This is a genomic window from Pseudomonas tritici, from assembly GCF_014268275.3.
GTDB lineage: Bacteria > Pseudomonadota > Gammaproteobacteria > Pseudomonadales > Pseudomonadaceae > Aquipseudomonas > Aquipseudomonas tritici.
Genome location: NZ_CP077084.1, coordinates 3,616,730 through 3,643,682, shown reverse-complemented (window position 1 = coordinate 3,643,682; position 26,953 = coordinate 3,616,730). Strand labels below are relative to the sequence as shown.

General features: G+C 60.4%; 21 protein-coding genes and 1 pseudogene. 9 read left to right on the top strand and 13 right to left on the bottom strand.

What is annotated here, in order from left to right; genetic code table 11:
* Positions 1–26: 26 nt before the first annotated feature.
* The 3 genes from HU722_RS16310 to HU722_RS16300 all read right to left on the bottom strand — a co-directional run bounded on the left by HU722_RS16310 (position 27) and on the right by HU722_RS16300 (position 2,154).
* The gene (locus tag HU722_RS16310) at positions 27–1,319 is read right to left on the bottom strand and encodes a PQQ-dependent sugar dehydrogenase (RefSeq protein WP_065880629.1); all 1,293 of its coding nucleotides are present in this window, start codon (positions 1,317–1,319) and stop codon (positions 27–29) included.
* Positions 1,316–1,741: a DUF2231 domain-containing protein gene (locus tag HU722_RS16305; protein ID WP_065872897.1), complete on the bottom strand. Its 426-nt coding sequence runs from the start codon at positions 1,739–1,741 to the stop codon at positions 1,316–1,318. The genes HU722_RS16310 and HU722_RS16305 overlap by 4 nt, the downstream gene beginning before the upstream one ends.
* A gap of 89 nt (positions 1,742–1,830) precedes the next feature.
* Positions 1,831–2,154 carry a hypothetical protein gene (locus tag HU722_RS16300; protein ID WP_065872898.1) on the bottom strand — a complete coding sequence of 108 codons (324 nt, stop codon included), beginning with the start codon at positions 2,152–2,154 and terminating at the stop codon, positions 1,831–1,833.
* 239 nt (positions 2,155–2,393) lie between these two features.
* On the opposite strand from HU722_RS16300, the gene HU722_RS16295 reads away from it, so the two are divergent.
* The 3 genes from HU722_RS16295 to HU722_RS16285 are packed head-to-tail and all read left to right on the top strand — an operon-like array spanning position 2,394 to position 4,693.
* A complete protein-coding gene (locus tag HU722_RS16295) occupies positions 2,394–3,422 on the top strand; it encodes an apurinic/apyrimidinic endonuclease family protein (RefSeq protein WP_065872899.1) in 1,029 nt (342 codons plus the stop codon).
* Between the two features lie 18 nt (positions 3,423–3,440).
* Positions 3,441–3,920: a P-loop nucleotide/nucleoside kinase family protein gene (locus tag HU722_RS16290; RefSeq protein WP_065872900.1), complete on the top strand. Its 480-nt coding sequence runs from the start codon at positions 3,441–3,443 to the stop codon at positions 3,918–3,920.
* Complete coding sequence (locus HU722_RS16285; RefSeq protein WP_065890900.1) at positions 3,917–4,693, top strand: nucleotidyltransferase domain-containing protein; 777 nt, start codon at positions 3,917–3,919, stop codon at positions 4,691–4,693. The genes HU722_RS16290 and HU722_RS16285 overlap by 4 nt, the downstream gene beginning before the upstream one ends.
* A 185-nt stretch (positions 4,694–4,878) precedes the next feature.
* Here the strand turns inward: HU722_RS16285 and HU722_RS29300 are convergent, their stop codons facing one another.
* The 3 genes and pseudogenes from HU722_RS29300 to HU722_RS16275 all read right to left on the bottom strand — a co-directional run bounded on the left by HU722_RS29300 (position 4,879) and on the right by HU722_RS16275 (position 10,937).
* Positions 4,879–5,583 (bottom strand): methyl-accepting chemotaxis protein, encoded by a 705-nt coding sequence (locus tag HU722_RS29300; RefSeq protein WP_437182539.1) that lies wholly within the window; start codon positions 5,581–5,583, stop codon positions 4,879–4,881.
* Between the two features lie 198 nt (positions 5,584–5,781).
* Positions 5,782–6,735, bottom strand: a pseudogene (locus HU722_RS29295) (cache domain-containing protein); the annotation flags it as partial.
* 230 nt (positions 6,736–6,965) lie between these two features.
* Positions 6,966–10,937 (bottom strand): bifunctional nitrate reductase/sulfite reductase flavoprotein subunit alpha, encoded by a 3,972-nt coding sequence (locus HU722_RS16275; RefSeq protein WP_065880627.1) that lies wholly within the window; start codon positions 10,935–10,937, stop codon positions 6,966–6,968.
* 592 nt (positions 10,938–11,529) lie between these two features.
* Between HU722_RS16275 and nirB the strand changes: the two genes are divergently transcribed.
* Both nirB and nirD read left to right on the top strand, forming a co-directional pair.
* On the top strand, positions 11,530–14,070 hold the full coding sequence (gene nirB / locus HU722_RS16270; protein WP_186754192.1) for a nitrite reductase large subunit NirB: 2,541 nt from the start codon (positions 11,530–11,532) through the stop codon (positions 14,068–14,070).
* The gene (gene nirD / locus HU722_RS16265) at positions 14,070–14,411 is read left to right on the top strand and encodes a nitrite reductase small subunit NirD (RefSeq protein WP_065890901.1); all 342 of its coding nucleotides are present in this window, start codon (positions 14,070–14,072) and stop codon (positions 14,409–14,411) included. Before nirB ends, nirD begins: the two co-directional genes overlap by 1 nt.
* 175 nt (positions 14,412–14,586) lie before the next feature.
* Here nirD and HU722_RS16260 read toward each other — a convergent pair whose 3' ends face one another.
* A complete protein-coding gene (locus HU722_RS16260; protein WP_225930634.1) occupies positions 14,587–15,084 on the bottom strand; it encodes a MarR family winged helix-turn-helix transcriptional regulator in 498 nt (165 codons plus the stop codon).
* A 49-nt stretch (positions 15,085–15,133) separates the two neighbouring features.
* Here HU722_RS16260 and HU722_RS16255 point away from each other — a divergent pair, with 49 nt between their 5' ends.
* Positions 15,134–16,639 carry an FAD-dependent oxidoreductase gene (locus HU722_RS16255; protein WP_065890902.1) on the top strand — a complete coding sequence of 502 codons (1,506 nt, stop codon included), beginning with the start codon at positions 15,134–15,136 and terminating at the stop codon, positions 16,637–16,639.
* On the opposite strand, the gene HU722_RS16250 is transcribed toward HU722_RS16255, so the two are convergent.
* The gene (locus HU722_RS16250) at positions 16,626–17,189 is read right to left on the bottom strand and encodes a TetR/AcrR family transcriptional regulator (protein WP_065880623.1); all 564 of its coding nucleotides are present in this window, start codon (positions 17,187–17,189) and stop codon (positions 16,626–16,628) included. The two genes, HU722_RS16255 and HU722_RS16250, sit on opposite strands and share 14 nt — an antisense overlap.
* A gap of 140 nt (positions 17,190–17,329) precedes the next feature.
* Between HU722_RS16250 and HU722_RS16245 the strand changes: the two genes are divergently transcribed.
* On the top strand, positions 17,330–18,022 hold the full coding sequence (locus HU722_RS16245) for a glutathione S-transferase (RefSeq protein WP_065890903.1): 693 nt from the start codon (positions 17,330–17,332) through the stop codon (positions 18,020–18,022).
* Here the strand turns inward: HU722_RS16245 and HU722_RS16240 are convergent.
* Positions 17,979–18,995 carry an aspartate/glutamate racemase family protein gene (locus HU722_RS16240; protein ID WP_225930633.1) on the bottom strand — a complete coding sequence of 339 codons (1,017 nt, stop codon included), beginning with the start codon at positions 18,993–18,995 and terminating at the stop codon, positions 17,979–17,981. The two genes, HU722_RS16245 and HU722_RS16240, sit on opposite strands and share 44 nt — an antisense overlap.
* 405 nt (positions 18,996–19,400) lie before the next feature.
* Here HU722_RS16240 and HU722_RS16235 point away from each other — a divergent pair, with 405 nt between their 5' ends.
* A complete protein-coding gene (locus HU722_RS16235; RefSeq protein WP_186754190.1) occupies positions 19,401–19,853 on the top strand; it encodes an HIT family protein in 453 nt (150 codons plus the stop codon).
* Positions 19,854–19,997: 144 nt separating this feature from the next.
* Here HU722_RS16235 and HU722_RS16230 read toward each other — a convergent pair whose 3' ends face one another.
* Entirely contained in the window at positions 19,998–21,080 is a 1,083-nt protein-coding gene (locus tag HU722_RS16230) for an NAD(P)/FAD-dependent oxidoreductase (RefSeq protein WP_065880620.1), read from the bottom strand.
* On the bottom strand, positions 21,077–21,637 hold the full coding sequence (locus HU722_RS16225; RefSeq protein ID WP_065872908.1) for a cysteine hydrolase family protein: 561 nt from the start codon (positions 21,635–21,637) through the stop codon (positions 21,077–21,079). Before HU722_RS16225 ends, HU722_RS16230 begins: the two co-directional genes overlap by 4 nt.
* A gap of 516 nt (positions 21,638–22,153) precedes the next feature.
* Here HU722_RS16225 and HU722_RS16220 point away from each other — a divergent pair.
* On the top strand, positions 22,154–23,023 hold the full coding sequence (locus HU722_RS16220; protein ID WP_065872909.1) for an AraC family transcriptional regulator: 870 nt from the start codon (positions 22,154–22,156) through the stop codon (positions 23,021–23,023).
* 197 nt (positions 23,024–23,220) lie between these two features.
* Here the strand turns inward: HU722_RS16220 and HU722_RS16215 are convergent, their stop codons facing one another.
* Together HU722_RS16215 and HU722_RS16210 are read right to left on the bottom strand one after the other, a co-directional pair.
* Entirely contained in the window at positions 23,221–25,755 is a 2,535-nt protein-coding gene (locus HU722_RS16215; protein ID WP_345945861.1) for a GAF domain-containing hybrid sensor histidine kinase/response regulator, read from the bottom strand.
* A gap of 350 nt (positions 25,756–26,105) precedes the next feature.
* The gene (locus HU722_RS16210) at positions 26,106–26,786 is read right to left on the bottom strand and encodes a GntR family transcriptional regulator (protein WP_065872911.1); all 681 of its coding nucleotides are present in this window, start codon (positions 26,784–26,786) and stop codon (positions 26,106–26,108) included.
* Between the last annotated feature and the right edge of the window lie 167 nt (positions 26,787–26,953).

The window sequence follows — 26,953 nt, the reverse complement described above, 5'->3', positions numbered from 1 at the left end:
GCGCTGTCCGCCCCTGTCGTGTACGGCTAGGGGTTGCGTGTTACTCGCCACACGGTATTGGCCAAATCATCGGCAATGATCAGCGCGCCTTTCGGGTCCACCGTCACACCCACCGGCCGGCCGCGGGTTTTGCCGTCGTCACCGCGGAAACCGGTGGCAAAGTCGATGGGTTCGCCAGAGGGCTTGCCGTTGCTGAAGGGCACGAAGATCACCTTGTAGCCCACCGGGTTGTCACGGTTCCAACTGCCGTGTTCGCCAACAAATACGCCGTCGGCAAACTTCTCACCCATTTGCGCGATGGAAAAGTCCACGCCCAGTGCCGCCACATGGGAGCCGAGGCTGTAATCCGGCTTGATCGCGGCGGCCACTTTGGCCGGGTTCTGTGGCTGTGCGCGTGGGTCGACGTTCTGGCCCCAGTAGCTGTAGGGCCAGCCGTAGAACGCGCCTTCACGCACTGAGGTGAGGTAGTCCGGGACCAGGTCCGGGCCGAGTTCGTCGCGTTCGTTAACCACCGTCCACAGTTGGCCGGTGTCCGGCTGAATAGTCAGCGCCGTCGGGTTGCGCAGGCCTGTCGCGTAAGGTTTGTGCGCGCCGGTTGCGGCATCGATCTGCCAGACCATCGCGCGGTCGATCTCCACTTCCATGCCGCGTTCGGTAACGTTGCTGTTGGAGCCGATACCCACGTAGAGCTGGCGACCGTCAGCACTCACGGCCAGGGATTTGGTCCAGTGGTGGTTGATCTGCGCCGGCAGGTCGGTGACTTTGATGGGCGCGCCGCTGGCTTTGGTCTGGCCGTCGGTGTAGTCGAAGCGCACCAGCGCATCCTGGTTGGCCACATACAGCTTGCCGTCGGCGAAGGCCAAGCCGTAGGGCGCGTTCAGGTTATCGGCGAACACGGTCTTGAGTTCGTAGGTGCCGTCACCGTCGGCGTCGCGCAGCAGGGTCAGGCGGTTGCCGCCCTTGACCTTGGTGTTGCCTTCGGCCTTGATCAGGCTGGCGATCACATCCTTGGGCTTGAGCTTGGCCGCGCTGCCGCCACGGCCTTCGGCGACCAGGATGTCGCCGTTGGGCAGCACCAGGGTCTGGCGTGGAATGGCCAGGTCAGTGGCGATAGCGGAGATGCTGTAGCCGTCCGGCACCTTGGGTTTCTGCTCGCCCCACGGCACGGGCTCGGCAATCTTCATGCTGGGTAGCAGGCTGCTTTGCTGTTCCGGCAACTTGGGGTCCGGGCCGCGGGCCTGGGTCTTGTCGCCTTCGCCACCGCATGCGGTCAGCAACAGCGCAGCGCTTAATAGGGTCAGCGTGCTGGACGTTTTCATTGGGCAGCTCCCGAGCGCAGGTTAGTCAGGCCGATCCACGTTGCGACGAATGCCAGCAGCGTGACAATCGCCGACAGCACCAAGCCCGTGGGCATCATGGCGTATGCATCCTTGGCATGCTGAAAGGCATTGACCAGGCCCAATACCCAGGCGGCTAACAACACCAGGAAATACACTGCGGGTCGCCCGGATTTACGCTCGGCGCGCAATAGATTGACCAGCGAAAACAACAGCGCAAATCCACTGAACACCAACGCGCTGGCAATCAGCCAGGACGCGAAGTTGGCCCACTGAATCTGGTAGGTCTGGCCGTAGGCAATATCGCTGAGCAGTGCACCCAGAAACAGCGGCACGCTGCCGGCGAGCATTATTGAGTGCAGCGGGCCAGGTCTTGTCGCGTAGTAGGCGGGGAGGGTAGTCATGGGGGTAGCGGCTCCTTATCGTTCAGCGCTCCTGGAGTCAGGGCGCGGTGACTTCGCATAGGAGAGGAGCTTTTCGTTTATCAGAAAGTTCACTGGGGATTGGTGTCGAGATGTTTTTCGTACCACTCGGCATAGGGTGTGTTGACGACCTGATGGCGATTGAAGTCCGGACTGCCGTCGCTCCACCACACCGGACCGCGTTCGCCCAGTGCGACTTTGGCGCGCTGCACGTGCTGACGGGCCAGCTTCAGCGCTTGCGGGTCGTCGTGCGCCTTGGCCGCTTTGACCGCACGGCGAGCGTCCATCAGCTCGTGCACCAGGCGCTGACGGGTGTCTTCGTCCAACGTCGGGTCAGTGCAGCGCCACAGTTGGCCATTGACTATGAAGTAGTGTTTGTCCGGCGTGCTAAGCATGGTGCCAGCGCAGTACCCGCAACACGCCCCACATCATCGAAATCACAATCGCGATCCAGCCGGCAAACAGGCTGAAGAGGGTCATTGCAAGGTTCATAAGCACCTCCAGTGTGTGGTCGTCTTTATAAATGACCCCGGTCAAAAACCAGGATTCAACTTAATTTCCTGACTGAACCCCTGGCAGGGTTACCCACCTAAGCACCTATAATCCCCACACTTGCTTACCATCAGGCCTTTCCATGCCCCATCCTCGCATCGGCTTCGCATGCCAGTACAAGCATCCCGAACGCCTGCTGTCGGCCAGCGCCCTCAAGCTGATCGAAGGCCCGTTCAACCCGCGTACCACCACCCTGCGCTGGATGGACGGGGTAGCGCCTAACGTGGCCCGCGACAAGCTGGTTGAAGTGGTGACCCACAACCTGGCCGCCCAATTGCGCTTGCTGGCCTATGTCGCCGAACTGCCGCCGACCTTGCGCATGCTGCGCTTGAGCAGCGATCTGCTGCCGTTCTACAGCCACCCGAAGGTCGCTGCGGTTTACAAGGATCCGGCCATCGAGCGTCAATGCGTGGAAGGCTTCGCCACCATCGGCGAACTGGCGCGTGCTTCGGATATCCGCTTGTCGTTCCACCCAGGCCAGTACTGTGTACTCGGTTCGGAAAACCCCGGCGTGGTGGAAAACAGCCTGGCCGAATTTGAATACCACGCCGACATGATCCGCATGATGGGCTACGGCCGGCGCTTCCAGGACCTCAAGTGCAACGTGCATATCGCCGGTCGCCTGGGCGTGGAAGGCACCCGTGCGGTGTGGGCGCGGCTGTCGGAAGTGGCGCGCAACTGCATCACCTTCGAGAACGACGAAAAAACCTACGGCCTCGATCATTGCCTGCAAGTCGCCGACCTGGCGCCGGTGGTGCTGGATATCCACCATTGCTGGATCAATGAAAACGAGTACATCGACCCCCACTCAGAGAGGGTCACCCGCGTGATTGAAAGCTGGCGTGGCGTGCGGCCTACCCTGCATTACTCCCAGCCCCAGGAAGTCTTGCAGGAGCTCGGTTTCGACGCCGAGCACAAGCTGGAAATGGACGCGCTGTTGAAGGTGGTTTCCAAGCGCGACCTGTATGCCCACAGCGCACAAATGTGGAACCGCTGGACCAACGACTATGCGCTGCAGTTTTTCGATCGCTTCGACATCATGTTGGAGTCCAAGGACAAGAATGTGGCAGCTTGGGCGTTTTATGAGCATTTCAAGCGACGTTCAGTTTAAAAAAGGAAACCTTTACTCATGCCAACTCTGCATCTGCTATGCGGCAAGATAGCGTCGGGCAAGTCAACGCTCGCCAGCACCCTCAGCGCTGAACACGCGGCGATGCGGTTAAGCGAGGATCAGTGGCTCGCTCAGTTGTACCCCGGTGAAATTTTGTCGGTGGCGGATTACCTGCGCTGCGCCCAACGCATCCGCGGGGTGTTGGGGCCGCTGGTGGTAGGTTTGCTGGAGTCGGGCGTCAACGTGGTGCTGGATTTTCCGGCCAACACCTTGGCTAACCGCCAGTGGCTGCTGGGACTGGCGCAGGCCGCCGGGGTGCCACACTGCTTGCACTATCTGGAACTGGACGACGACACCTGCCGCGCCCGACTGCATGCGCGTAATGCGCACGGTGAGCACGATTTTGCGGCGACGGATGCCGAGTTTGACCTGATCACACGCCACTTCTGTGTGCCAAGTGAGGAGGAGGGGTTGGTGATTGAGGTGCATCGCTCGTGAGTGCAGCGCATTTTAAAGGGGTCGACGCGGAAGGTTTCATCCTTACTGTCCCCGAAACGTCCGTGCAGAGTGAGTTTCAGCCATTGCTGGAGGAGGCCTGCACCGCTCTGTCGCAGAAAGCACTGGGAGTGGAGGGTATCTACCTCTATGGCAGTGTGGCGCGCGGTGATGCCATCCCGGGTGTTTCCGATCTTGATCTCACGCTGGTGCTGCGCGAGTCGCCGACTTCACAGGTTCTGGCGGGGTTGGAAGTGATCCGGTGCGACCTGGAGCGGCGGCATTCTCAAGTCACCAAGGTGGATTTCGATATTGGCAGCCGTGGGGAAGTAGTGGCGGCGGAAAACCGGAACAGCTGGGGCTTCTGGCTCAAGCACCATTGCCGATGCGTGTGGGGTGAGGACCTTGCGCTGCACATTGAGCGGTTTCGGCCTTCGGTGGACATTGCCTTGGCCATGAACGGTGACTTCGAAACGGCATTGACCGCCTACCTCACGCGCATCGCAGGCGCCGACTCCGAGCTGGAACGGCTTCGCTGGCAGCGTGAGGCGTCACGCAAGCTGATCAGGGCGACCCATGTATTCCGTTCGCGGGATGCGGCTACGTGGCCGCAGACACTCGAAGAGCACGTTGCGCTGTTCGTCCAGGGGCATCCGACAATGATGATTCAGGTGGCGTTCTTCCTGTTTGAAGCCCGAAACCCGAGTGCCGCCGGCGAAAAATTCTCAGCCCGACTCCAGGCCTTTCTGAGCTGGATGGTTTCACAGCAAGCGTAGTTCTACTGGCGTTCGCCGGTATAGGTGAAATCCAACCACCACAGCAGCTCCCACATTTGAGCTTTATCGCCGCTGAAATCAAGCCCGTAGCCAAGACCGAAATCCAACTAAAACAGCAGCTCCCACCGGTTATCTTGGTCACCGCTGAAAGCTGCGTTCGCAGGTACAACCGAGGCCCACGGATCCTACGACTTGAACCGTCCCACCAACCCATTCAACTCATCCGAAAGGTTGGACAACCGCCCCGAATCGTCCTGCGCCGAGTTGGCCAGGCTTTCTACCAGTCGGGCCTCGTCGTAGATCTGCTGGATATGCCGGTTGATCTCTTCGGCCACGCTGTGTTGTTCCTCGGCGGCGGCGGAGATCTGCAGGTTCTGGTCGCGGATTTCGTTCACTGACAGTTGAATGCCTTCGAAGCTGTCCCGTGCGCTTTCGATGGACGACACGCTGGCCCGCGACAGGTCCAGGCAACTGCCCATCTTTTGCGTGACCTCCTGGGTCTTGTTTTCCAGGGTGCCGAGCAGTTGCTCGATTTCGCCGGTGGAGTCTGACGTGCGCTTGGCCAGTGCGCGCACTTCATCGGCCACCACGGCAAAACCTCGGCCTTGATCACCGGCGCGGGCGGCTTCGATGGCAGCGTTGAGCGCCAAGAGGTTGGTTTGTTCGGCAATCGCGCGAATGGTGCCGAGGATCTGGTTGATGCTGCGGCTGCCGGCCTCCAGTTCAACCATGGCTTGGGACGACTCGGTGAGACGGCGGCCCAAGCGGTTGACGTTATCGGTCGTGACCTCGATCTGCTGCTTGCCCTCTGCCACGCGACGGTGCCCGTTTTCGGCGGACTCCGCTGCGCCGCTGCATGAGCGCGCGACTTCGTTGGCGGTGGCGACCATTTCGTTGAACGCGGTGGACACCAATTCAACCGCCTCACGTTGCCGGCCCGCAGCTTCGTTCATGTTGTGCGCGACTTCGCTGTTGACCTTGGAGGCGTTCTGCAGATTGGCGGAAGCGGCGCCGATATGCTGGATCAGTTGGCGAATCGCCGCGAGAAACTTGTTGAACCAACCGGCCAGTTCGGCGGTTTCATCCTTGCCCTGCACCTGCAGTTCGTGGCGCAAGTCACCTTCACCCTCGGCGATGGACTGCAAGCCCGTGCTGACCTGGCCGATGGGCTTGACGATGACCTTGGAAAACGCTGCGGCAATCAATCCGAAGATCAGTACCAGCACGCCGACGATGATCGCGGTGAGGTAGGTCATGCGCGTGGCTTCAGCCATGACTTCACGCTTCTCGATCAACCCGATGTAGCGCCAGCCAAGGCTGGAGGAGGTCCACACGTTGGCCATGTAGCGCACGCCGTCGATGACCACTTCGGTGGAGCCTTGCGGTGTGTTGGCGAGTTGCGCATAGGCGGCGCCCAGGTCTTTGAGCGGTTTGAAACTGTGGGCGGCGTCGCGCGGGTCAACCAGCACCACGCCGTCTTCGATCAGCATCACGTAGCCGCTTTCACCCAGCTTGATGCTCTTGACCAGCTCGGTGAGGTTTTTCAATGAGACGCTGACTACAAACACGCCCTTGGCTTTGCCGTTATCCAACAGCGCCCGCGCGGTGCCGACCAATGCCACATCGTCTTTGTCGTAATAGTAGGCGGGCGTACGGACGGTCTTGCCGGGGCTGGCCATGGCCGCTTTGTACCAGGGGCGCGTGCGCGGGTCGTACTTGGACAGTTGCGGGTCATCCGGCCATTTGGCATAGGTGCCATCTTCCAGGCCGATGGACAGGATCGCCGCCGCTGGGTGCGTGGCGCCAAAGCGCGCGAATCGGTCGATGACGGCTTGCGCCTCGGCCGGCATGGGCTGGCTGGCCGCGTCGGCGGGCTGGTAGTTTTTCAGCGTGTTAACTGATGTGTATACAGGATCGGTGGCCATTTGATCGACGTTCTGCAGGGTGCCGTCGAAGAACTGGCGGATATTGCCATCAATCTGACGGATCTCCCGGGTGCTGCCATCGATAAACTGATCCACCGCCTGGGTCCGCGTGTTCATGACCGAGATCACAGCCACCAGGCTTACCGGTATAAACGCAACAGAGACGAATGCCAGTACCAGCTTATTTTTTATTTTCATCGAGACGACCATCAGCGTAGAGGGCGGCCAAATCGTCGTCTCCATCAAAGAAGCGCGGCGATTTGCTATCACTGATGTTTCGGCCCGGCTGCGATAAAACTTTAGGGTTTTTTGTACACAATACAAATTGCTTATTGTTCTGTATCCAATCAATACACATCACGCAGATAACGCTTCTGTTCACTCAACTGCCGCCAGTAATCCACGGCGGCTTCCACGCCAAGTCCTCCGTGGGTTTGCGCGACCTGACGCAGCGCCTGGTCGACGTCTTTGGCCATATGGCTGGCCTCGCCGCAGATGTACAGCTTGGCGCCGTCCTGCAGCCATCGCCAGAGCTCGGCGCCCTGTTCGCGGATGCGGTCCTGCACGTAGACCTTCTGCGGCTGGTCGCGGGAGAACGCCAGGCTCAAGTGAGTGAGCAAGCCGTCGCGTTGCATGCCTTGCAGTTCGTCCTGGTAGTAGAAATCGCTGGCCGCGTGCTGTTCGCCAAAAAACAGCCAATTACGGCCCTGATGCCCCAAGGCGCGGCGTTCCTGCAAAAACGCGCGGAACGGCGCGACGCCGGTGCCTGGCCCGATCATGATCATCGGCACGTCGCCATCGCTGGGTGTGCGAAAGTGTTTGGACGGCTGCACGAACAACGGCACTTCAGCGTCGCCCGCGCGGTCGGCGAGGAAGGTCGAGGACACGCCTTTACGCTTTCCATAGCGCACGGCGGCCACCGTGAGGTGCACTTCCTGTGGGTAAGCCTTGGCACTCGAGGCAATCGAATACAAGCGTGGCTGCAGGCGCTTGAGGGTGCCCAGCAGTTCGTCCGCGGAGCAATCGATCGGGTATGCCTGCAGCACGTCCGCCAGTTGCCGGCCCCACAGCCAGTCATTCAGTTCGGCCTTATGCTCGGGGTTGAGCAAGTGTTTGAGGCCTGGGTTGGCGCTGCGCTCGGCGATGAAGGCCAAGGTGTCGCTGCTCGGCCGGGCGATTTCGAAGTGCTGGGTGAGCGCCTGTTGCAGCGGCACATCACCGAAGGTGTCGATGTTCACGCAAGTGCTCGCACTCAGGCGGGTGAGGTCGAGCAGTTCGCTGACCAGTTCAGGGCAGTTGCGCGGCCGTACCCCGAGGGCATCACCGGCTTCATAGGTGAGCCCGGAGTCAGCCAGGTCCAAGGCTAACTGGCGGGTTTCCTTGTGGGCACTGTGGGGGTTCAGGTGCCGGTTGAGCAGCAGCCGTGACCCATACAGCTTGGTTTTACCGGCTGGCGTGGCCGGCGCTACGGGCTTTGCCGGATTGAGGGTGTGTTGGAACCGCACCAGCCAGGCATCGGCGCGCTCCTCGAATTCGGTGTCGCAGTCGACACGCTCCAGCAGGCGGGTGGCGCCCAATTCCAGCAAGCGCTGGTCGAGTCGCTTGCCGTGGTTGCAGAACTGGTCGTAATTGGGGTCGCCCAGGGCCAGCACCGCAAAGCGCAGGGATTCCAGGCGCATTTCAGCGGTGCTGAGGCTGTGCCAGAAACCTTCGCCGTTGTCCGGTGGGTCGCCGTCGCCAAAAGTGCTGCTGATCAGCGCGAGGGTGTGAGTGCTCGCCAGTTTGCTCGCGGGGAAGTCCGCCATCGCGCTCAGTTCCACCGTGATTCCAGCGTCCCGCAGGCGTTTGGCAAAACGCTCGGCCAAGGCTTCGGCGTTGCCGGTTTGCGACGCCCACAGCAGGGTGACTGCCGGGGAGGGCGCTGCGATGGCGTCTGCACGACTGAACAAACCGCCAAGCAGGCCGTCCAGCCACAGCCTGGATTCCCTTGCCAATGGCGCATTCGCCGGCATCGTCGGTACACCGCCAGCCTGGCGCGCGGCGGATTGCAGGCCACTGAGGAACCCGGCGAGATAGGTGCGCTCACTGTCGCTCAATGGCGGCGGCAATAGATGACGGATGCCGACGATGTCGGCGAAGGCGTTAAGGCGCGACAAGGTGCTGTCCTCTGGTTCGGGAGCGTGGAGGTCCAGAAACTGGTGATCGATCAGTTCGACCCGGGCCAGGGCGACGGCGCAGAACTTGAACGCCGGCTGAAGCGAAATCGGGTCCACGGCGTCATGGGTCACGGCGTTGATCGCCAAGTTTTCGCCAAACACATCGTTCCAATGAAACGGCGCAAAGCAGTTGCCCGGCCGCACACGGTCGGTGACCACGGCAGGCAGTACGGCGCGGCCACGTTGTGAGCGTATTTCAACCCGGTCCTTGTCCTTGATACCCAGGCGGGCGGCGTCTTCGGGATGTAGTTCCACGAAGGGCCCGGGGTTGAGTTTGTTCAACGTGGCGACCTTGCCGGTCTTGGTCAGCGTGTGCCATTGGTGCTGCACGCGGCCGGTGTTCAGCACGAAGGGAAACGCGTCATCTGGCATTTCCGCTGGCGGCATATGGGGACGGGCGAGGAACTGGGCTTTGCCGTTTTCAGTGGCGAAAGTGAGCGTGCCGCCCTTCACGTAGCGGATCGGGTTACGGTCTGCCGCATCGTCTGATGCGCAGGGCCATTGCAGCGGCTTGTCACGCAGGCGCGGGTAGCTCGCGCCACGAATGTCATAGCCGGTCTTGGGGTTCCAGGCGCGTTTGATCTCTTCAAAGACGTCGGCGGCGGACGCATAGGTGAAGGCCTCGGCGAAGCCCATCTCACACGCGACCCTGGCGATGATCTGCCAGTCGGGCAGGGCCTCGCCGGGGGGGGCGACGGCTTTTTGCATCAGGGTCAGGTTGCGCTCGGAGTTGATCATCACCCCTTCGGCCTCGGCCCACAGCGCGCCAGGCAAAAGGATGTCGGCGTAGCGGTTGGTCTCGGTGTCGAGGAAAGCGTCCTGGGTGATCACCAGCTCGGCGGTTTGCAGGCCTTTGATGACGGTTTGCCGGTTAGGCACGCTGGCCACCGGGTTGGTGCAGATAATCCAGCAGGCTTTGATCTGTCCAGCCGCCATCTGCTCGAACATCGCCACGGTGCCGCCGCCGGCCTGGCGTGGCAGGCTGTCGTGGGGGATTTGCCACAGGTCCTCGATAAAGGCGCGGTCGGCCTCGACCAGCACCGAACGTTGCCCTGGCAGGCCGGGGCCCATGTAGCCCATTTCGCGCCCGCCCATGGCGTTGGGTTGCCCGGTCAGGGAAAACGGTCCGCTGCCCGGGCGGCAGATGGCACCCGTGGCCAGGTGCAGGTTGCACAGGGCATTGGTGTTCCAGGTGCCGTGGGTGCTCTGGTTGAGGCCCATGGTCCAGCAACTCATCCACTCGGCAGCCTGGCCGATCCAGTCGGCGGCTTGGCGGATATCGGCTTCGGCAAGGCCGGTTATGGCTGCGACCCGGTCTGGCGAGTAATCCTCCAGAAACGCGGGCATCGCCTCCCAGCCCTCGGTGAAGGCCGCGATAAAGGCAGGGTCGGTGTGGCCGTTCTTGACCAGCAGGTGCAACAGGCCATTGAGCAAGGCGAGGTCGGTGCCGGGCGCTATCGGCAGGAACAGGTGGGCCTTGTCCGCCGTGGCACTGCGTCGGGGGTCGACCACGATCAGCTTCGCGCCGGCCTTGACCCGGTCCATCATGCGCAGGAACAGAATCGGGTGACAGTCGGCCATGTTCGCGCCGATCACGAAGAACAGCTCGGCACGGTCGAAGTCCTCATAGGAACCCGGTGGCCCGTCGGAGCCAAGCGACAGTTTGTAGCCGCTGCCCGCGCTGGCCATGCACAGGCGCGAGTTGGATTCGATGTTGGGGGTACGCACGAAGCCCTTGGCCAATTTGTTGATCAGGTATTGGGATTCCAGCGACATCTGGCCCGACACGTAGAAGGCCAGCGCATCCGGCCCGTGGGTATCGAGGGTGTGGCGCAAGCGGGCAGCGGTTTCGCTGATGGCCTTATCCATGGCAATGCGCACCGGGTCGTGATCGCGTGCCTGGCGCACGTAGGCATTTTCCATGCGGCCGGAGTCGGCGATGGCTTGGCCGCAGGTGGTGCCCTTGGTGCACAGGCGGCCGAAGTTGGTGGGGTGGGCCTTGTCGCCGATCACCTTGACCACTTTGTTGTGCTCGACCTGCATGACGATGCCGCAGCCCACGCCACAATAAGGGCACACGCTGCGCACGTTTTGGTTTGCCATCCGTAACCCCGTAAACAAAAAAGGCGCCTTGTAACCCTCCGTTGAAAACGGGGATTACACGGCGCCTTTGTCGTGAGAGGGCAATCAGCGTTGATTGCCTGGTTGAAGTGTTCCTAGCAAGTCACGCGCCAGGTTTTTCATCTGGCTGTAGTGAGCGGGCTTGCCCCGCGCTGGGTGGCGCAGCCGCCCCAAACCAGGCGACCTAGTTCTAGCTGGATATCGGCGGTGTCTCTACTGGGGGCGGCTTTACCACCCAGCGCGGGGCAAGCCCGCTCACTACAAAAGCGGTCGGAGTGCACATTTATGAAGCGTGGCGCACCAGTGAGAGGCGCTGAGCGAGGTGTTCGGCGCAGTTAGCTGATGCCAGGGGCCAGTGCATTAGGCTGTCCGACTATTTGGCACAGACCCTGCAAGCTCCCCCTCAACCCACCTCGGTCAACGACGATCGACACCCTTGGGCAATAGCGGTAAATCCGGCGCAGTCGCCCGATCCGAACCCGCATAAGAACAGGCAAAGACGCCTGGAACCGCAAGGTTTCAGGCGTTTTTTTTTGCTTTTTTAAACCGTGATGAGCTTTGTCGGGTGATTTATATGAACAGTCTCAAAACCCTGATCGTCGTCGGCAATGGCATGGTCGGTCACCATTGTGTGGCGCAACTGATCGAACGCGGCGCGCTGGATCACTACCGTTTGCATGTGTTCAGCGAGGAGCCGATGCGCGCCTATGACCGGGTGCATCTGTCCGAATATTTCACCGGCCGCGATGCCGAGTCGCTGGCACTGTCCGAAGCTTCGTTGTACCAGACCCCAGGCGTGACCTTGCACCTGGGCGTGCCAGTGCTGGAGATCGACCGCGCCCGCTGCGAGGTGATCACCGCCGACGGCTGCGTGGCCTATGACAAGCTGGTGTTGGCCACCGGTTCCTATCCATTTGTGCCGCCCATCGAAGGCGCTGAAGGCGATTCGCGGCTGGTGTATCGCACGCTTGAGGATCTGGATGGGATTCGCAAGGCCGCCGCCAATGCGCGACGCGGTGTGGTGGTGGGTGGCGGCCTGCTCGGTCTGGAAGCCGCCAACGCGCTGAAAAGCCTGGGGCTTGAAGCGCACGTAGTGGAGTTCGCGCCGCGCTTGATGCCGGTGCAACTCGACGATTTTGGCGGACTCGCGCTCAAGGCGCAGATCGAGCGGCTGGGCGTCGGTGTGCACCTGTCCCGTGCTACCCAGTCGATCAGCGCGGGCGCGGAGTATCGCTACCGCATGAACTTTGCCAACGACGAATTCCTGGAAACCGACCTGATCGTGTTCTCCGCTGGCATCCGCGCCCAGGACGCGCTGGCGCGCCAGGCCGGCCTGGAAATCGGCCCGCGCGGCGGTGTGGTGATCAACGATGAATGCCTGAGCATCGACCCGAATATCTACGCGATTGGCGAGTGCGCGTCCTGGAACGGCAGCCTGTTCGGCCTCGTCGCGCCGGGCTATCAGATGGCCCGAGGCGTTGCTGCGCTGCTCTGCGAGCAAACCGCCGAGCCGTTTGTGGGCGCCGACATGTCGACCAAACTCAAGTTGCTCGGTGTGGACGTGGGTTCCATCGGCGATGCCCATGCCCACACGCCCGGCGCACGCAGCTACCAGTTTATCGACGAAGCCAGCGCCAGTTACCAGCGCCTGGTGGTGGATGCTTCGGGCAAGCATGTGATTGGTGCTGTACTGGTGGGCGATAACAGCTACTACGACACCCTGCTGCAATACATGCAGAACAGCATCACGTTGCCGTCCGAGCCAGCCAGCCTGATCCTGCCCTCGTCCAGTGGCGCACCGACTCTCGGTCCTGGCGCATTGCCGGAATCGGCCACCGTGTGCTCCTGCCACAACGTGACCAAAGGTTCGATCTGCTCAGCCATCGACGGCGGCTGCAGCGACCTCGGCCTGCTTAAAGCCCAGACCAAGGCCTGCACCGGTTGCGGCGGCTGCGCCGGGTTGCTCAAGCAGGTGTTCGAGCATGAGCTGATCGCCCGTGGCGTCAGCGTCGACAAAAGCCTGTGCGAACACTTCGCCTACACCCGCCAGGAGCTGTACGCCTTGGTGCGTGTGGAAGGCATCATCACGTTTGACGAACTGCTCGCCAAACACGGCCGTGGCCACACCGGTTGCGATGTGTGCAAGCCGGCAGTCGGCTCGATCCTGGCGTCGTGCTGGAACCAGCCAATCATGGACGCGTCCCTGGTGCCGTTGCAGGACACCAACGATACATTCATGGCCAACATGCAGAAGAACGGCACCTACTCGGTGGTACCACGCATCCCGGGGGGTGAGATCACTGCAGAAAAACTCATTGTGATCGGCGAAGTGGCGAAGAAATACGACCTCTACACCAAGATCACCGGCGGCCAGCGCATCGACCTGTTTGGCGCGCAGCTGCACGAACTGCCGGACATTTGGGGTGAACTGATTGCCGCCGGCTTTGAAACCGGGCATGCCTATGGCAAGTCCACGCGTACGGTGAAGTCCTGCGTGGGCAGCACCTGGTGCCGCTACGGCGTGCAGGACAGCGTGAAAATGGCGCTGCTGATCGAGGATCGCTACAAAGGCCTGCGCTCGCCTCACAAGCTTAAGTTCGCGGTATCCGGCTGCACGCGAGAATGCGCCGAAGCACAGAGCAAGGACGTCGGCGTGATCGCCACCGAGAAGGGCTGGAACCTCTACATCGCGGGCAACGGTGGTATGCGTCCACGCCATGCAGAGCTGTTCGCCACTGACTTGGACGATGCCACGCTGATCCGCTACATCGACCGTTTCCTGATGTTCTACATCCGCACCGCCGACAAATTGCAGCGCACCTCGGTATGGCGCGAAAGCCTTGAAGGCGGCCTGGATTTCCTCAAGGATGTGATCCTTGAAGACAGCCTGGGCCTGGGCGCTGAGCTCGAAGCGCAGATGCAACTGGTGGTCGACCACTACGAATGCGAGTGGGCCAACGCGCTCGCGGACCCGGAGAAACTCAAGCGCTTCCGCACCTTCGTCAACGACAAACGCCCGGACCCGGACATTCACTTTGTTCAGGAACGCGGCCAGCGCCGGCCGATTATGGCCGCTGAACTCAACCTGATTCCCGTCATTGAGGAGATTGCCTGATGAGCCAGTCCATCTGGAAAACTGTGTGCAACGAACAAGACCTGGTGACCAACTCCGGCGTGGTGGTGTGGCTGGACGGCGCGCAAGTGGCGTTGTTCTACCTGCCGGGTGCGCAAGACCAGACGCTGTATGCCATTGACAACCACGACCCGGAATCGGGCGCGAATGTGATCGGTCGTGGTTTGATCGGCAGTATCAAGGGCGACTTGGTGGTGGCCGCGCCGATCTACAAGCAGCATTACCGCCTGCAGGATGGGCAATGCCTGGAAGAGCCAAACCAGCGCCTGCGCGTGTGGCCGGTGCGGCTCAACGGTGGGGTGGTGGAGGTGGGGGTAGGTTGAGCAACGGTGGGAGCTGTCGAGCTCCCGCGAGGCTGCGATGGGGTCACCTCGGTGTACCTGCTGAACCGCAGCGTCTGCATCGCAGCCTCGCCAGGGCTCGACAACTCCCACATCGTCCTGCTCTGTTTTGAAGACAGCATTCCTTGACTGAACCCGATCAAAGCAATGTGTGGCCTCAGGAGATATCCTTCGTTGCACGCACCGAATCATCCTTGATGTCCTCGGCAAACTTGCGCATCAGCCGCACCAAGTTGTCGAAGTCGCCTTCGTCCCACGTGGAGAAGATCGACACGCCGATCTTCTCGCGCGCTTCGTCCACGCGGTCGGTCATGACCTTGCCTTTCTCAGTGATCACCGACTCGCGCACGCGTCGATCAAGCGTGCTCTCTTGGCGCAGGATCAGGCCGAGGCTTTCCAGTTTCGCCACCTGCCGGCTCACGGTGGTGTAGTCACGGCCTACGCGGTCGGCCAGTTCGACCACGCCAATCGGGCCCAGCCGCTCCACCAGCACCAGCAGCGGAAACAGTGCGCGGTCCAGGGAAATCCCGGCCTCGCGCACCATGGCTTCGTCGCGTTGCGGGCGGTTCATCACGCCCATGATTTCCACGAGTGAACCATGCAGGTCGCGCAGTTGGGCGGATATATGTGCGTTTTGCACGTTTTTAATTGACACGGTGTTGGCCTCTCTTAATATGTGCGTATTGCACATATAGGTGTTCCATATGAAAGCGCAATTCGCTGTCGATGTACTGATTTGCGGTGCCGGTGCCGCCGGCCTGACCCTGGCGATTGACCTGGCAAGAAGGGGCATCACCTTCCGCCTGATCGAAAAAAGCAGCCAAGCGTTCCATGGCTCGCGCGGTAAGGGTATCCAGCCAAGGTCCCTGGAAGTCTTCGAAGACCTGGGGATTCTCAATCGCCTGGTGGCCGTGGGGGGAGTCTATCCGACTGACCGGCGCTACCGCGACGATGGCAGCTACAGCGAAGCTGATTTAGTGGCGCATAAAGCCCCGACACCGGCCGAGCCCTATCAACAGCCGTTGATGGTGCCGCAGTTTTTGACCGAGCGTGTGATGCGCGAGCGCTTGCTGGAGTTGGGCCACCAGCCTGAGTTTGGGTGTGAGTTGGTCGGGTTTGAGCAGGATGCCGAGGGCGTTACCGCACAGCTTGTGAGCAAGTCGGGCGGCGACAGCGTTCGTGCGCGTTGGCTGGTGGGGGCGGATGGCGGTCGCAGCTTTGTGCGGCATGCGCTGGAGATTGGCTTCCCCGGCAAGACCCTTGGCGTACGCGCCCTGGTAGCGGATGTGGTGCTGACCGGCCTTACGCGTGATGCATGGCACCGCTTTGGCGACGGTGATCAGCAGCGCCAGATTGCCATATGCCCATTGGCCGGCACCGACCTGTTCCAGATCCAGGGGCCGATCCCCGTCGATGTCGACATCGACTTCAGCGCCGAAGGGCTTACGGCCATCATTGCCGAACGCACCGGGCGCGACGATATCCACGTGCATTCCGTGTCCTGGGCATCGGCCTACACCATGAATGCGCGCTTGGCCGACCGATACCGCACAGGTCGGGTGTTGCTGGTGGGTGACGCCGCCCACATCCATCCGCCTACCGGTGGCCAGGGCCTCAATACCAGTGTGCAGGACGCCTACAACCTCGGCTGGAAGCTGGCGGCGGTGGTGCAGGGCGCGGCTGAAGGGTTGCTCGACACCTACGAGGAGGAGCGCCGACCGATTGCTGCATCCGTACTTGGGCTGTCGACCCAATTGCTCGCAGAGATGAAGAAGGGCGACCTGCGCCGGGGCAGGGAAGTGCACCAGTTGGATATCGGCTACCCGCAGTCCTCGCTGGCGTTGGAACACCCCGAACGCTGCGGCGTTTCAGCGGGCGACCGGGCGCCGGATGCGCCGATACGTGGCGCGGCTGGCCAGCCCTTGCGGCTGTTCGATCTTTTTCGGGGCGTGCAGTGGACGTTGCTGGGCTATGGCGTAAGACGTGGGCTGGTACAGGCGCGGCCCGGTGTGCATGTCCATGTATTCGGATCAGAGGGCGACGTGATCGACGACCAAGGGCATTTCCAGCGTGCCTACGACTTGGCGATCGGTGATTGGCTGCTGGTACGCCCTGATGGGTACATTGGTGCGATCGTTGCGTCAGAGCATCTGGAGAAACTGGTGGCCTACCTGTCGCAGGTGAGCCCCCAGCCCATCATGCCGGAATAAGCCCTGCGTCCTGATAGCTCTGGACGAGTTCGTCGTACAGGCCGATATCGATGCGCGTACGAGCAATCAACTGCGCGCCCGCGATGGCGGTGTAGATGGCGCGGGCGCGCCGCTCGTTGTCAGCGGCACTGCCGTTGCCGATGTCCGTGAGAACTGCTGCGAGCCACGCCACGTTGGTATCGGCAAACGCGAGCACCTCTTTCTTCACGTCTTCGGGCAAGTCCTGGTACTCGGCCGCCATGAAGCTGGACAAGCACAACCGGTTGCCGTCTTCGAGCGATTTTCGAAAGATGCTCGGGTAGATCCGCATGCATTGCAGCGGATCGGGGTTTTCCGCTCGAATGGCCTCAAGGGCGCTGGCAGTGTCTTGCCAGTAACGCTTGGCAACGGCTGCGCCGAGGTCGGCCTTACTGGGGAAGTGGTAATAGATACTTGCGTTCTTGATCCCCACCGTTTCGCCGATGCTGCGGAAATTGATGCCGCTGTAGCCGAAATGCTGGGCGGCGATTTTGGCAGCTTCCAGGATGGCTTCTCGGGCGTTTTCGCTCACGTTTAGGTCCTCGGGCTGTAGGGGGAGTGGACGCATTCTACGCTTAAACATTTTTACCTGCCAACTGGCAGGTAGCTATTGACAGCTCGAATTGTGGCGTTCAATCTTTACCTACCACTTGACAGGTAGGCGACTGACTCATGACCACGCAACAGCAACATTCCGCTGTGTCCCACCCTCCAATGATGAAAATTTATGACTGGTACAACGGTCCCTATCCGGCGCGCGTGCGAATTGCATTAGCCGAGAAAGGCCTGCTGCCCAGGGTAGAGTTCGTGTCGGTCAACCTTTGGAAAGGGGAACACAAGCAGCCCGCGTTTCTTGCCCTCAACTACTCCGGGACGTTACCGGTGTTGCAGCTTGACGATGGCACGCTCATCGCTGAATGCACTGCAATTACTCAGTACCTGGATGTACTGGATGGCACGCCGACATTGTCCGGCAGGACGCCGGTCGAGCAAGGCCTGATCCACATGATGACCAAACGCGCAGAAATCGAGCTGATGGATGCGGTCAGCGTGTACTTCCATCATGCGACGCCAGGGCTTGGGCCGGAGGTTGAACTTTATCAAAATGCAGAGTGGGGCCTGCGCATGCGCGACAAGGCTGTACGAGGGATGCGCTACTTCGATGGCATTCTCAAATCCCAGCCCTATGTCGCGGGCGATGAGTTTTCCATGGCGGACATTGCCGTACTGGGCGGCATGATCTTTGCCGCGCTGGTTGACCTGCCAGTGCCGGCCGAATGTGAAGCGTTGCTCGCTTGGCACGCCAAGGTGAATGAGCGGGCTAGCGTTCAGGCGTGGCGAGCAATGGTCGCGCAGCCTCGCTAGACGCGATGGCTTGCACGGCTGCTGTCAGCCCGGCTGTTGCACTGGTGAGAGGCTGCGGGCCGGACCTGACAATGTCGGCCGCTGCGCTCATGGACGCCTGGGCCAACGCAACCACCGACGCACCAGCTTCGTAGGCGCGTTCGGCGGCGTTGGCGACGGTCTTGAGGTAAGCGTCAATGTCCCCCGCCTTGAATAGAAGCCATGCACCCGGAACCAGCTGTACATCAACCACTGCGTTTGATTGCTGAGCGGCCTTGTGAAATAGCCGCGTGGTGGGTTCGAGGGTTGTCTCGATAGCGCAAAGCACGACGATCTTGCCGCCGTGGCGAAGCGCCGTACCGGCCAAGGCTTCATCTGCTCTCAAAATCGGCACCTGAATATCGGGTGCGGTTCTGTCAATGGATGGACCCAAGGTCGAGCAGGTGAGCACCACAGCATCAGCATGCCGGGCGAGGGCAATCAGTGCGAGTGCAGTTGACTCGGCAATGTCCTCGGTCAGGCGACCCGCGAGTTCCGCGTCAGCCAGCAGATCTGCACGCACCTCATGGTGGATCACGCCAGGCTCGATACCCAACGCCTTCGCGGCCGTGTCAAACACGTCGATATTGCTGGCGGCGGTGTGAAGGCAGGCTATTCGAAAAAGGTTTGCCTTGGCGATCGTTGCCCTACCGAGGTGAGTCACAAAGCCTCCAGAAACAGACAGGATGAAATCGGCGGCGCGCTGACAGAGGTCTGCGTTTGAGGAGCGGATATCCAGCGTCAGAGGGGCAGTCGAGACCGGGTCAATATCAATCCGCTCGTTTGGGTAACTGCGCAGTATTAGCGTCAACTCTGTCCAGTGTCGATCCTCGGGGGTACTGCAATCACCGTCAGAGTCGATGTTACAGCCGGCTCCCCACAGATGTTCGGCGATGCTATGGAAATCGGGTAGCAGGCATGCCGGTGTGATCTTGATTGAATAGTGCGAGGGCATGGGGCGGTGCATCCTGTTCATAACTGGGCTTACGGTTTTATCCGGCGGTAATGGTCGCACAAGCCAGACGGTCTGACCTGTGACGGCCAAGGGTACCTACACAACTTTCAAAGGCTGAAAAATCTCCTTGTAGTGAGCGGGCTTGCCCCGCGCTGGGCCGCGAAGCGACCCTAAGTCCTGGCATCGCGCTTTACTTGAAGAAACTCGGCGGCTTTTTTGGGGCCGCTTCGCAGCCCAGCGCGGGGCAAGCCCGCTCACTACAGGTTTCTTCTGCGCGCTCAAAGCTCCCACCTTCGACTTGCATCGCTCTGAAGGTGGCGTTTCCAGGCTGAACCCCATGACGGTCATCGCGCTACGTTTCACGGTTAATATGCCGCCTGCTTTCACCCTCATAAAGGACTCGATATGCCGCTCATCACGGAACGCGTAGCACAGGCCCGCAACGGCGCCAACGACAAGGTCATCTGCCGTATGGCCTCGGGCTGGGCGGTGATGGGCGACGTGCAGTTTCTACCCGGTTACTGCCTTTTATTGCCTGATCCGGTGGTTGCCAGCCTGAACGAGCTGGATATCGAGGCCCGCACCACCTACCTGCTGGACATGGCCCGCCTCGGCGACGCAGTGCTGAAAGCTACCGGGGCATTGCGCATGAATTACGAGATTCTGGGTAACTCGGAGCCTGAGCTGCACTGCCATATTTTCCCGCGCTACGCCACGGAGCCGGATAACAAGCGCAGGATGCCGGCTTGGTTTTATGACTGGAAAAACGCGGTGCCCTATGCCGAGGACCAGCATGGAGCGCTGCGTAAAGCGATTGCGCGATTATTGGATGGCTCAGCGCCAAACGAGGCACTGTAAAAGCCGAATCGACTGCACATAAGGCTCAGGTAATGGCAGACCACCACTGGTGGTCTGCCGATGAGTTGCGCTCAACACAAGAAACGCTATGCCCGGAGTCGCGGCTTGAAATGCTTCAGGACGCGTGAGTCCCCAGACCTGCGCCTACTGGGTGTGAAAAAAACGCTCGGGACGGCAAGGATCAAGTGCAGTGCAAGGCCTGCCGTCGATGATCTCCTCACTGGCCAGCCGACCCACTACGGCCGCCAGCACCACACCGGGGTGCATGGCACACACGTAGACACCGCCGACGCTTGGCAGGTAGCCGATGATCGGGATGCCATCCAATGGGACAGGACGAAGCCCCACGCAGGCTAGTTGTGGCGCCAGCGAACCGAGCCCGCTGAGTTGGTTTTCGATGACTCTGGCCGTTTGCCGTGCGATCACTGACGGGTGGTTCTGCGCCGCGTCGTCCCGATAGTCTTCCGCCGCCAATAGCGTGCCATCGGCAGTTTGCCGCACCTCCATGTCGGCGTTGGCAATCAGGGTACGTACGGCGCCAGGTTGCGCCACATAGCGAATAAAAATAGACGGCGAGGCTTCCACCGGAAGGGGTGTGCCCAACATGCCAGTCAGTGCCTTTATGCCGGTTCCCGCGGCAAGCACGACCACGTCGGCGTCCAAGGTTCCCAATGGGGTTTCAACACCGGTCACTTGGTCGCTGACGGTTCTGAAGGCGACTACCCGAGTCTGCGTCAGCACCGTCGCGCCACGGTCCTTGGCTGCTGCCACCAGCGCGTGGGTTGCTTGTACTGCGTCCAACGCGCCTTCCTCGGCTTTGAACAAAGCCTGGGCAGGGGGATTTTTCAACTGCGGCTCGAGTTCGAGTATCTGCGAACCTGTCACCTGCGTTGCCGTGGACGCATGACTCGAACTATGCAGCGCTTCATCGGTGCCTGCGCCGTAACACAGCGCACCTGTCCATTGGATCTTCAGCTCGGGCAGTTCCTTTTCCAAACGGTGGTAATCGCCGATGGCTGCGCCGCGCAGGAGGGCGATCGGGTCAGGTGCCGCGCGTGAAGTGTTGAGCCAGGCGAATGAAGTCGCCGTCACGCCCGACGCAATGTCTTGCGCTTCAACGAGGGTGACATTGGCGCCTTTGCTCGCCAAATGATAAGCCAACGAGGCGCCAACGATACCCGCGCCTATCACCACCACTCGCTTGCCGGTAGCGTTATCCCTATTCATAGCCCGCCCAGGATTACGGAGGCGTCCACAACCTTGGCATAGTCCATCGCCAGGTTACTCAGCGACAACGCATGCACATCCTCCGCCGGCCACAGCCGTCCGGATAAATCAGTCTGATCAAACGTATAACAAGCATCCGCCACCACGCTCACAGCAAAACCCAGGTTGCCGCCGGAGCGCGCCGTGGCTTCGACGGAATTGTTGGTGATCACGCCGACGATCACCAACTGCCGGATCGAGCGTGCATGCAGCCAGCGCTCCAGCCCCGTAGCCGTGAAGGCATCCGGAACGTTCTTCTCCACCACATGCTCATGCGCCAGCGGTTGCAGCGCGGGCTGGAACTCACAGCCCGGCTGGCCCGGCCAGAATACCGAGTCGGGTGAGCGGGAAATGTGCCGGATGTGGACGACGGGACGGTTGGATTGCCGCCACGCGCTCAACAAACGCTGTATCTGCACTTCGGCGTCGAGGTTATTGCGACGCCCCAGCTTCGGCTGGTTCATGCCTTGCTGCATATCGATGATCAGCAGTGCAGCGTTGGTTGCTGGCGGTTCCATGACACGTCCCTTTGCTCGTGAGGTTCGAAACATAACAGCCAATGTGGGCATCCAGACAGCGATTTGTTCGTAGTATTCTCTACAGCGTCAGGGGCAGGAAGTAGTCGTGTCTGCTGCCTCAATTGTGCATGGCCGACACGTTTCAAATAGACCCTCGCGGTGAGGCGCGCTATCAACAGGCAGTCTCGTATCTACAACAGGCGAACAGCGCAATCCAACCTGGCGGCTGGCGGAGGAACTTGAGTTCTACATGGACTCGGATTTCGTAGAACTCTTGCCGCAGAACACGGCAAGCATGACCTACCTGGGCAGCTTTAACTGAGCCTCGGCGTACGGCATCACTGCGTCGGTACGTCCGCTCGATCCGTTGCATTATTGAACTGCCCGCCCTTTAAATCGCCTTGGAAGAGGGACGCATCGGCAAACCCAAAGCGTGTCTTGAGCAAATGCGGCTAGGCGTGCTCACGCCGCTATAGTCGACTCTATTGACGGCCGTACTTCCAGGAGTCTTTTCCAGTGTCTGACATGCCGACCCATTTTGCTTACACAAAACGTTTCAACGCCGTACTCGCCTACATTGATGCCAATCTCGAAGGCGACCTGTCGGTAAGGACGTTAAGCCAGGTGGCGAACTTTTCGACGTTTCACTTCCATCGACAATTCAGTGCGTTCGTAGGCGTGCCGGTTTCACGTTATGTGCAACTGATGCGACTACGGCGTGCAGCACATCGCTTGGTCGCCCTCGCTGATCACTCGGTGCTGGGCGCCGCCTTCGATGCCGGTTTTGAAAGCCCCGAGGCATTTTGCAGGGCGTTCAGGCGGGCGTTCGGTACCACGCCGAGTGCGTTCAGGAAGGAACCTAACTGGCAAGTCTGGAATGCGGTATTTGCAATCCCTCACTTTTCCAGGACGATCACCATGCAAGTACGAATTGTAGATTTCCCTGAAGTCAAGGTAGCAGCGCTCGAGCACCGTGGACCACCGGGGCTCGTCAATGAGAGCGTGCGTAGGTTCATTGAGTGGCGTGTGCAGAGCGGACAGTCGCCAGTGGCGTCGAGTCGCACCTTTGGCATTCCCTTTAACAATCCCGATACGACACCCCCACACGCATTCCGCTTCGCAATCTGCGGCGAAATCCACGAGGCGGTGGCGGCTAATGAGTTCGGCGTGCACGAACTCCTCATTCCTGCCGGTCGCTGCGTCGTGGTGCGACACGCGGGGTCACCGGACCACATCGGCGAAACGATCTATCCCATTTACCGCGATTGGCTTCCTGCCAGTGGGGAGGAGCTTCGCGACCAGCCGCTGTTTTTCCAGTACCTGAGCGCCTACCCCGAGACGCCGCAGGATCAATGGCAAACAGATGTGTATATTCCGCTGCAATAGCGGAGCAACTAGCTTTGGACCCTAGCACGTGATCTCCCAATTGCTAAGGCGATACCCTAAACACGGTCGCGACTCAGCAATAGGCGCTGTGAAGGCGTAGCGTCAATCATCATCCCGTCGCCAGGTGTCAGGCTGTAGCCTGGGATGAATGGCGCATCGTTCACCCCATACTCTGGCGAAGGTCAGGGTATTAAGCCCTAAGATTCTGGCGCAGGGTCCTCGCACTTGCCTCGGAGCACGGCAAGGCTTGTTGCAAGTTCGCTTTTGCGAAACGGCTTGTTGAGCCGCGGAAGATCCGGGTCCAGCCCTTCACGTTCGGCATACCCGGAGACCAGCAGGATCGCGGTTTCAGGCCTTGCGGAGCGGACCATCCTGGCCAAATCGGTCCCGTTGATACCCGGCATCAGATGGTCCGTGATCAGCAGATCAAATGCCTGCCCGTTGGCCATCAGCTGCATGGCCTCTTCGCCGGAGCCGGCCTCGATCACTCCGTAACCCAGTTCGCAAAGCATGTAAGAGGTACTCGCCCGTACCAGCTCCTCATCGTCGACCAGCAGCGCGATCCCGCGTGTCAATTGCGGCTCTGATGCCTCGACAATGCGCAATGCCCCTGCTGCCACGGTCATGCTGCGCGGCAACCAAAGCTCCACGTTCGTTCCGGAACCTGGCGAACTCTGAATCGTGAGGGCTCCGTTCAATTGTGATGCCAGCCCATGCACCATCGAAAGACCCAAGCCAGTCCCTTTGCCGACACCCTTAGTGGAGAAGAACGGCTCGACCGCTCGACCAAGCGTGGCAGCGTCCATGCCAACGCCCGTGTCTGCGACAGTCAAACAGAGATATTCACCTTGCGGCAGCTTTGAACGATGCCCATCGCCGACCAGCGCCGTGCTGGCAGAAATGCGCAGGGTACCGCCCCCCATCATCGCGTCACGCGCATTGACGGAGAGATTGAGAAGAGCCATCTCCAACTGATTCTGATCGGCAATGGCCGCTGGCAGATTCTCCGGAACATCAACGACCACCTTGATTTTCGGCCCGGTCGTGCTCGCCACCAGATCGCCCATATCGTTCAGCAACCTCGCCACATCGACCGGAACCGTTTGCAACGGCTGACGGCGCGCGAAGGCAAGCAGTCTCTGTACTAGCGTCTTGGCACGCTCCGCCGATTGCATCGCGCCCGAGATGAGACGTTGCTCCCGCTCGCCACCCACGCCACGGCGCAGGAGCAGATCGAGTGTGCCTACGATGGGCGTGAGCAAGTTATTGAAGTCATGAGCGACGCCGCCGGTGAGCTGCCCCATGGCTTCCATCTTCTGGCTCTGACGCAGCGTCTTCTGGACCTCCTCGCGCTCGACGATGGCCTGGACAATTCGCCCTTCAAGGGTTTCATTAAGCTCCCTCAGTTCCTCCTCGGTAGCCTTGCGAGCGGTGATTTCGACTGCCGTGCCGGTGACGCGTACACAGATACCGGCCTCATCGAACACCCCGCGCCCCTTGGCCGCGATCCAGCGGACGATGCCGTCCTCTCGGCCAATCGTGCGGTAGTCGACCTCGTAGAGCGCGCGGCGCTTTGGGTCAGCGGCCGCTAAGAAGGCATCGATCGTCGCGTCACGATCGTCGGGATGCAAACCATCATAGAAGTCTTGCAGCGTGACCGTCACGTTAGCCGAGATGCCGAACATCGCCTTGGTTTGTGAGGGCCAAACCAGGGTGTTATGAACCAAATCTACGTCCCAGAAACCCACATCGGCGTGGTCAACAGCAAGGCGCAACCTGGATTCGTTGATACGGATCACCGAATCCGCTCGTGCACGGTGAACGGTCATCCCGACCGTATGGGCCACGAAATCGATGATCTCGATATCCGCCGGCAACGGCTCACGCAGCTCACGGTGGTAGAGGACGAACGCACCGAGTAATGCGCCCTGCGCCGATCGGATAGGGCTTGACCAGCAGACGAGCAACCCATGTCCGAGGGCCAGGTCGCGAAACGGGCTCCAGCGTGGGTCGATCATGATGTCGTCCGCTTCCACTAAAGCACTCTGGTAGCCCAAGAACGAGACGCCGGCAATGGCTTTGACTGCGTCAATGTAAGCGTCAGGCAGACTCGGGCCGGCGCAATGCTCCACATGATCGCTGTCCTCATTGAAGAGCACGATGCTCCCCACGAATCCCGACGTTGACAGCGCTTCCACCTCGCGGACGATTGCATCCAGAGTAACGTTCAGGTTTGTTACTTCTACAGCCAGCTTCAGGACTCGATTCTGAGTGGCGCCTAGTGCTGCCCCGCGATTGCGTGCCTGGGTCAGGCGCGCATTCTCGATAGCGATCGTTGCCAGTCGCGCCAGGCTTTCCAACCGCTTGATCGTATCGGGATCATGATCGCGAACCTCCGACCAGTAAGCGCCAAGCGCCGACATCGGAACAGGTCTACCAATGGGGACCATCACAAGGCTTCGGACAAAAGTGGGCGTGTAAGCGTCCTGCGGGATACGTGGATCGAGCCAAACGTCGCGGATCGCAACTGTCTCACCGTGGCGCATCGCCCAACCAGAAATACAGTGGTCGATTAAGAAGCTCTGGCCTTGCCAGAGGGGGGAAACTGCGTCTTCGGCTACATAAGAACAGCGGCCTTCATTTTCGATGACGACCGCAATGCCCTCCGCGCCTACCGCGGCGCGCGCCGTGTCCCTCAAGACAGCGACGACCTCGTCCACCGAGGCCGCCATGGCCAGTCGCTCACTGGCGTTCAGCACATGAGACAGACGGTCATCACCGACCAGATCCTTGGGATCATTAAGCAAACGTATCTCCCAACGGCCGCAGAATCCTGTTCTGCGGCATGGTTCAAATAGAAGGAGGGAAAGAGAGGCTGAAGCGCGACTCTCTTTTCGCCATTGTCGAATTTCAGTCTCTCAGAAAATCGCTTATCAGGCATCACCATAGCGGTGGTTTACGACCGGCAGCACTTGGCCGAAGGCAGGCGGGGACTGCCTTGTTTCGGCTGCGTCATGAGGCCGGTCCTCATGGAAAGAGCCCCTCAGGGCGCTCCAGTCCGAGGTCGAGGTAGCTGCGAACCTCAGGACTTGCGGCGCTCGAAGCGCGCACGTAGCAGCTTTGTACTCAGGTCTTCCCAATGCTCGACGAACGCGACGCGCGCGGTCTCGAAATCCCTGCTGCGCAGGCACTCGATCAGGTGTTCATGATCAGAAACAATCTCCTTCGGGTCTTCATAGCAGGGCTGCTGCAGCACCAGTAGCAGCTCAATCTCGCTTTCCAGCATCGCATAGCTTCGCCGCAGTCGCGGGCTGCCGCTCGCATGGATAATTGCCCGGTGAAAATCGCCATCTGCGGTGACGATTTCCGAACGCGGAGCATCGGCCGGCGCGCGACGCAGTGTTTCCACGGCGCTCAGCGCGGCGGGCGGAATCTCCCCGCTGAGGATAATCATGCGTACCGCCTCGGTTTCAAGAACCCCGCGCAACCTGGCGATATCGACGATGTCGTTTGGCCCGAATTCGGGTATGCAAAAGCCACGATTAGGCACCTTCAGCAACAAGCCGAATGAGACCAGTAATTGAGCCGCGCTGCGGAACGTGTTGCGTGCCACCTCGTACTCATCCGCCATTCTGACGTCCCTCAGGAATTCGCCTGGCTCGAAGTCACCGTTCAGGATCCTGCCCTTGAGCTTTGCAGCCAGCACCTCGACCGCCGAGGGCTTGGCTGAGTGGGTGTCAATGTTCGCGCTGGGAAAAATCATTTTATACAACACCAGGGTGGGGGCTCGGCTGAGGGTTGATTCTAATATGTTTGGGCGGCTGGGCACCAGCAATCAACCTTGAGTGCTCCGTGTTTGTTCTACAAAAATAAAAGTAGGCAAAAATAATTCACTAAGTTTTTATTATTTAAAATCAAATATTTGAGTAT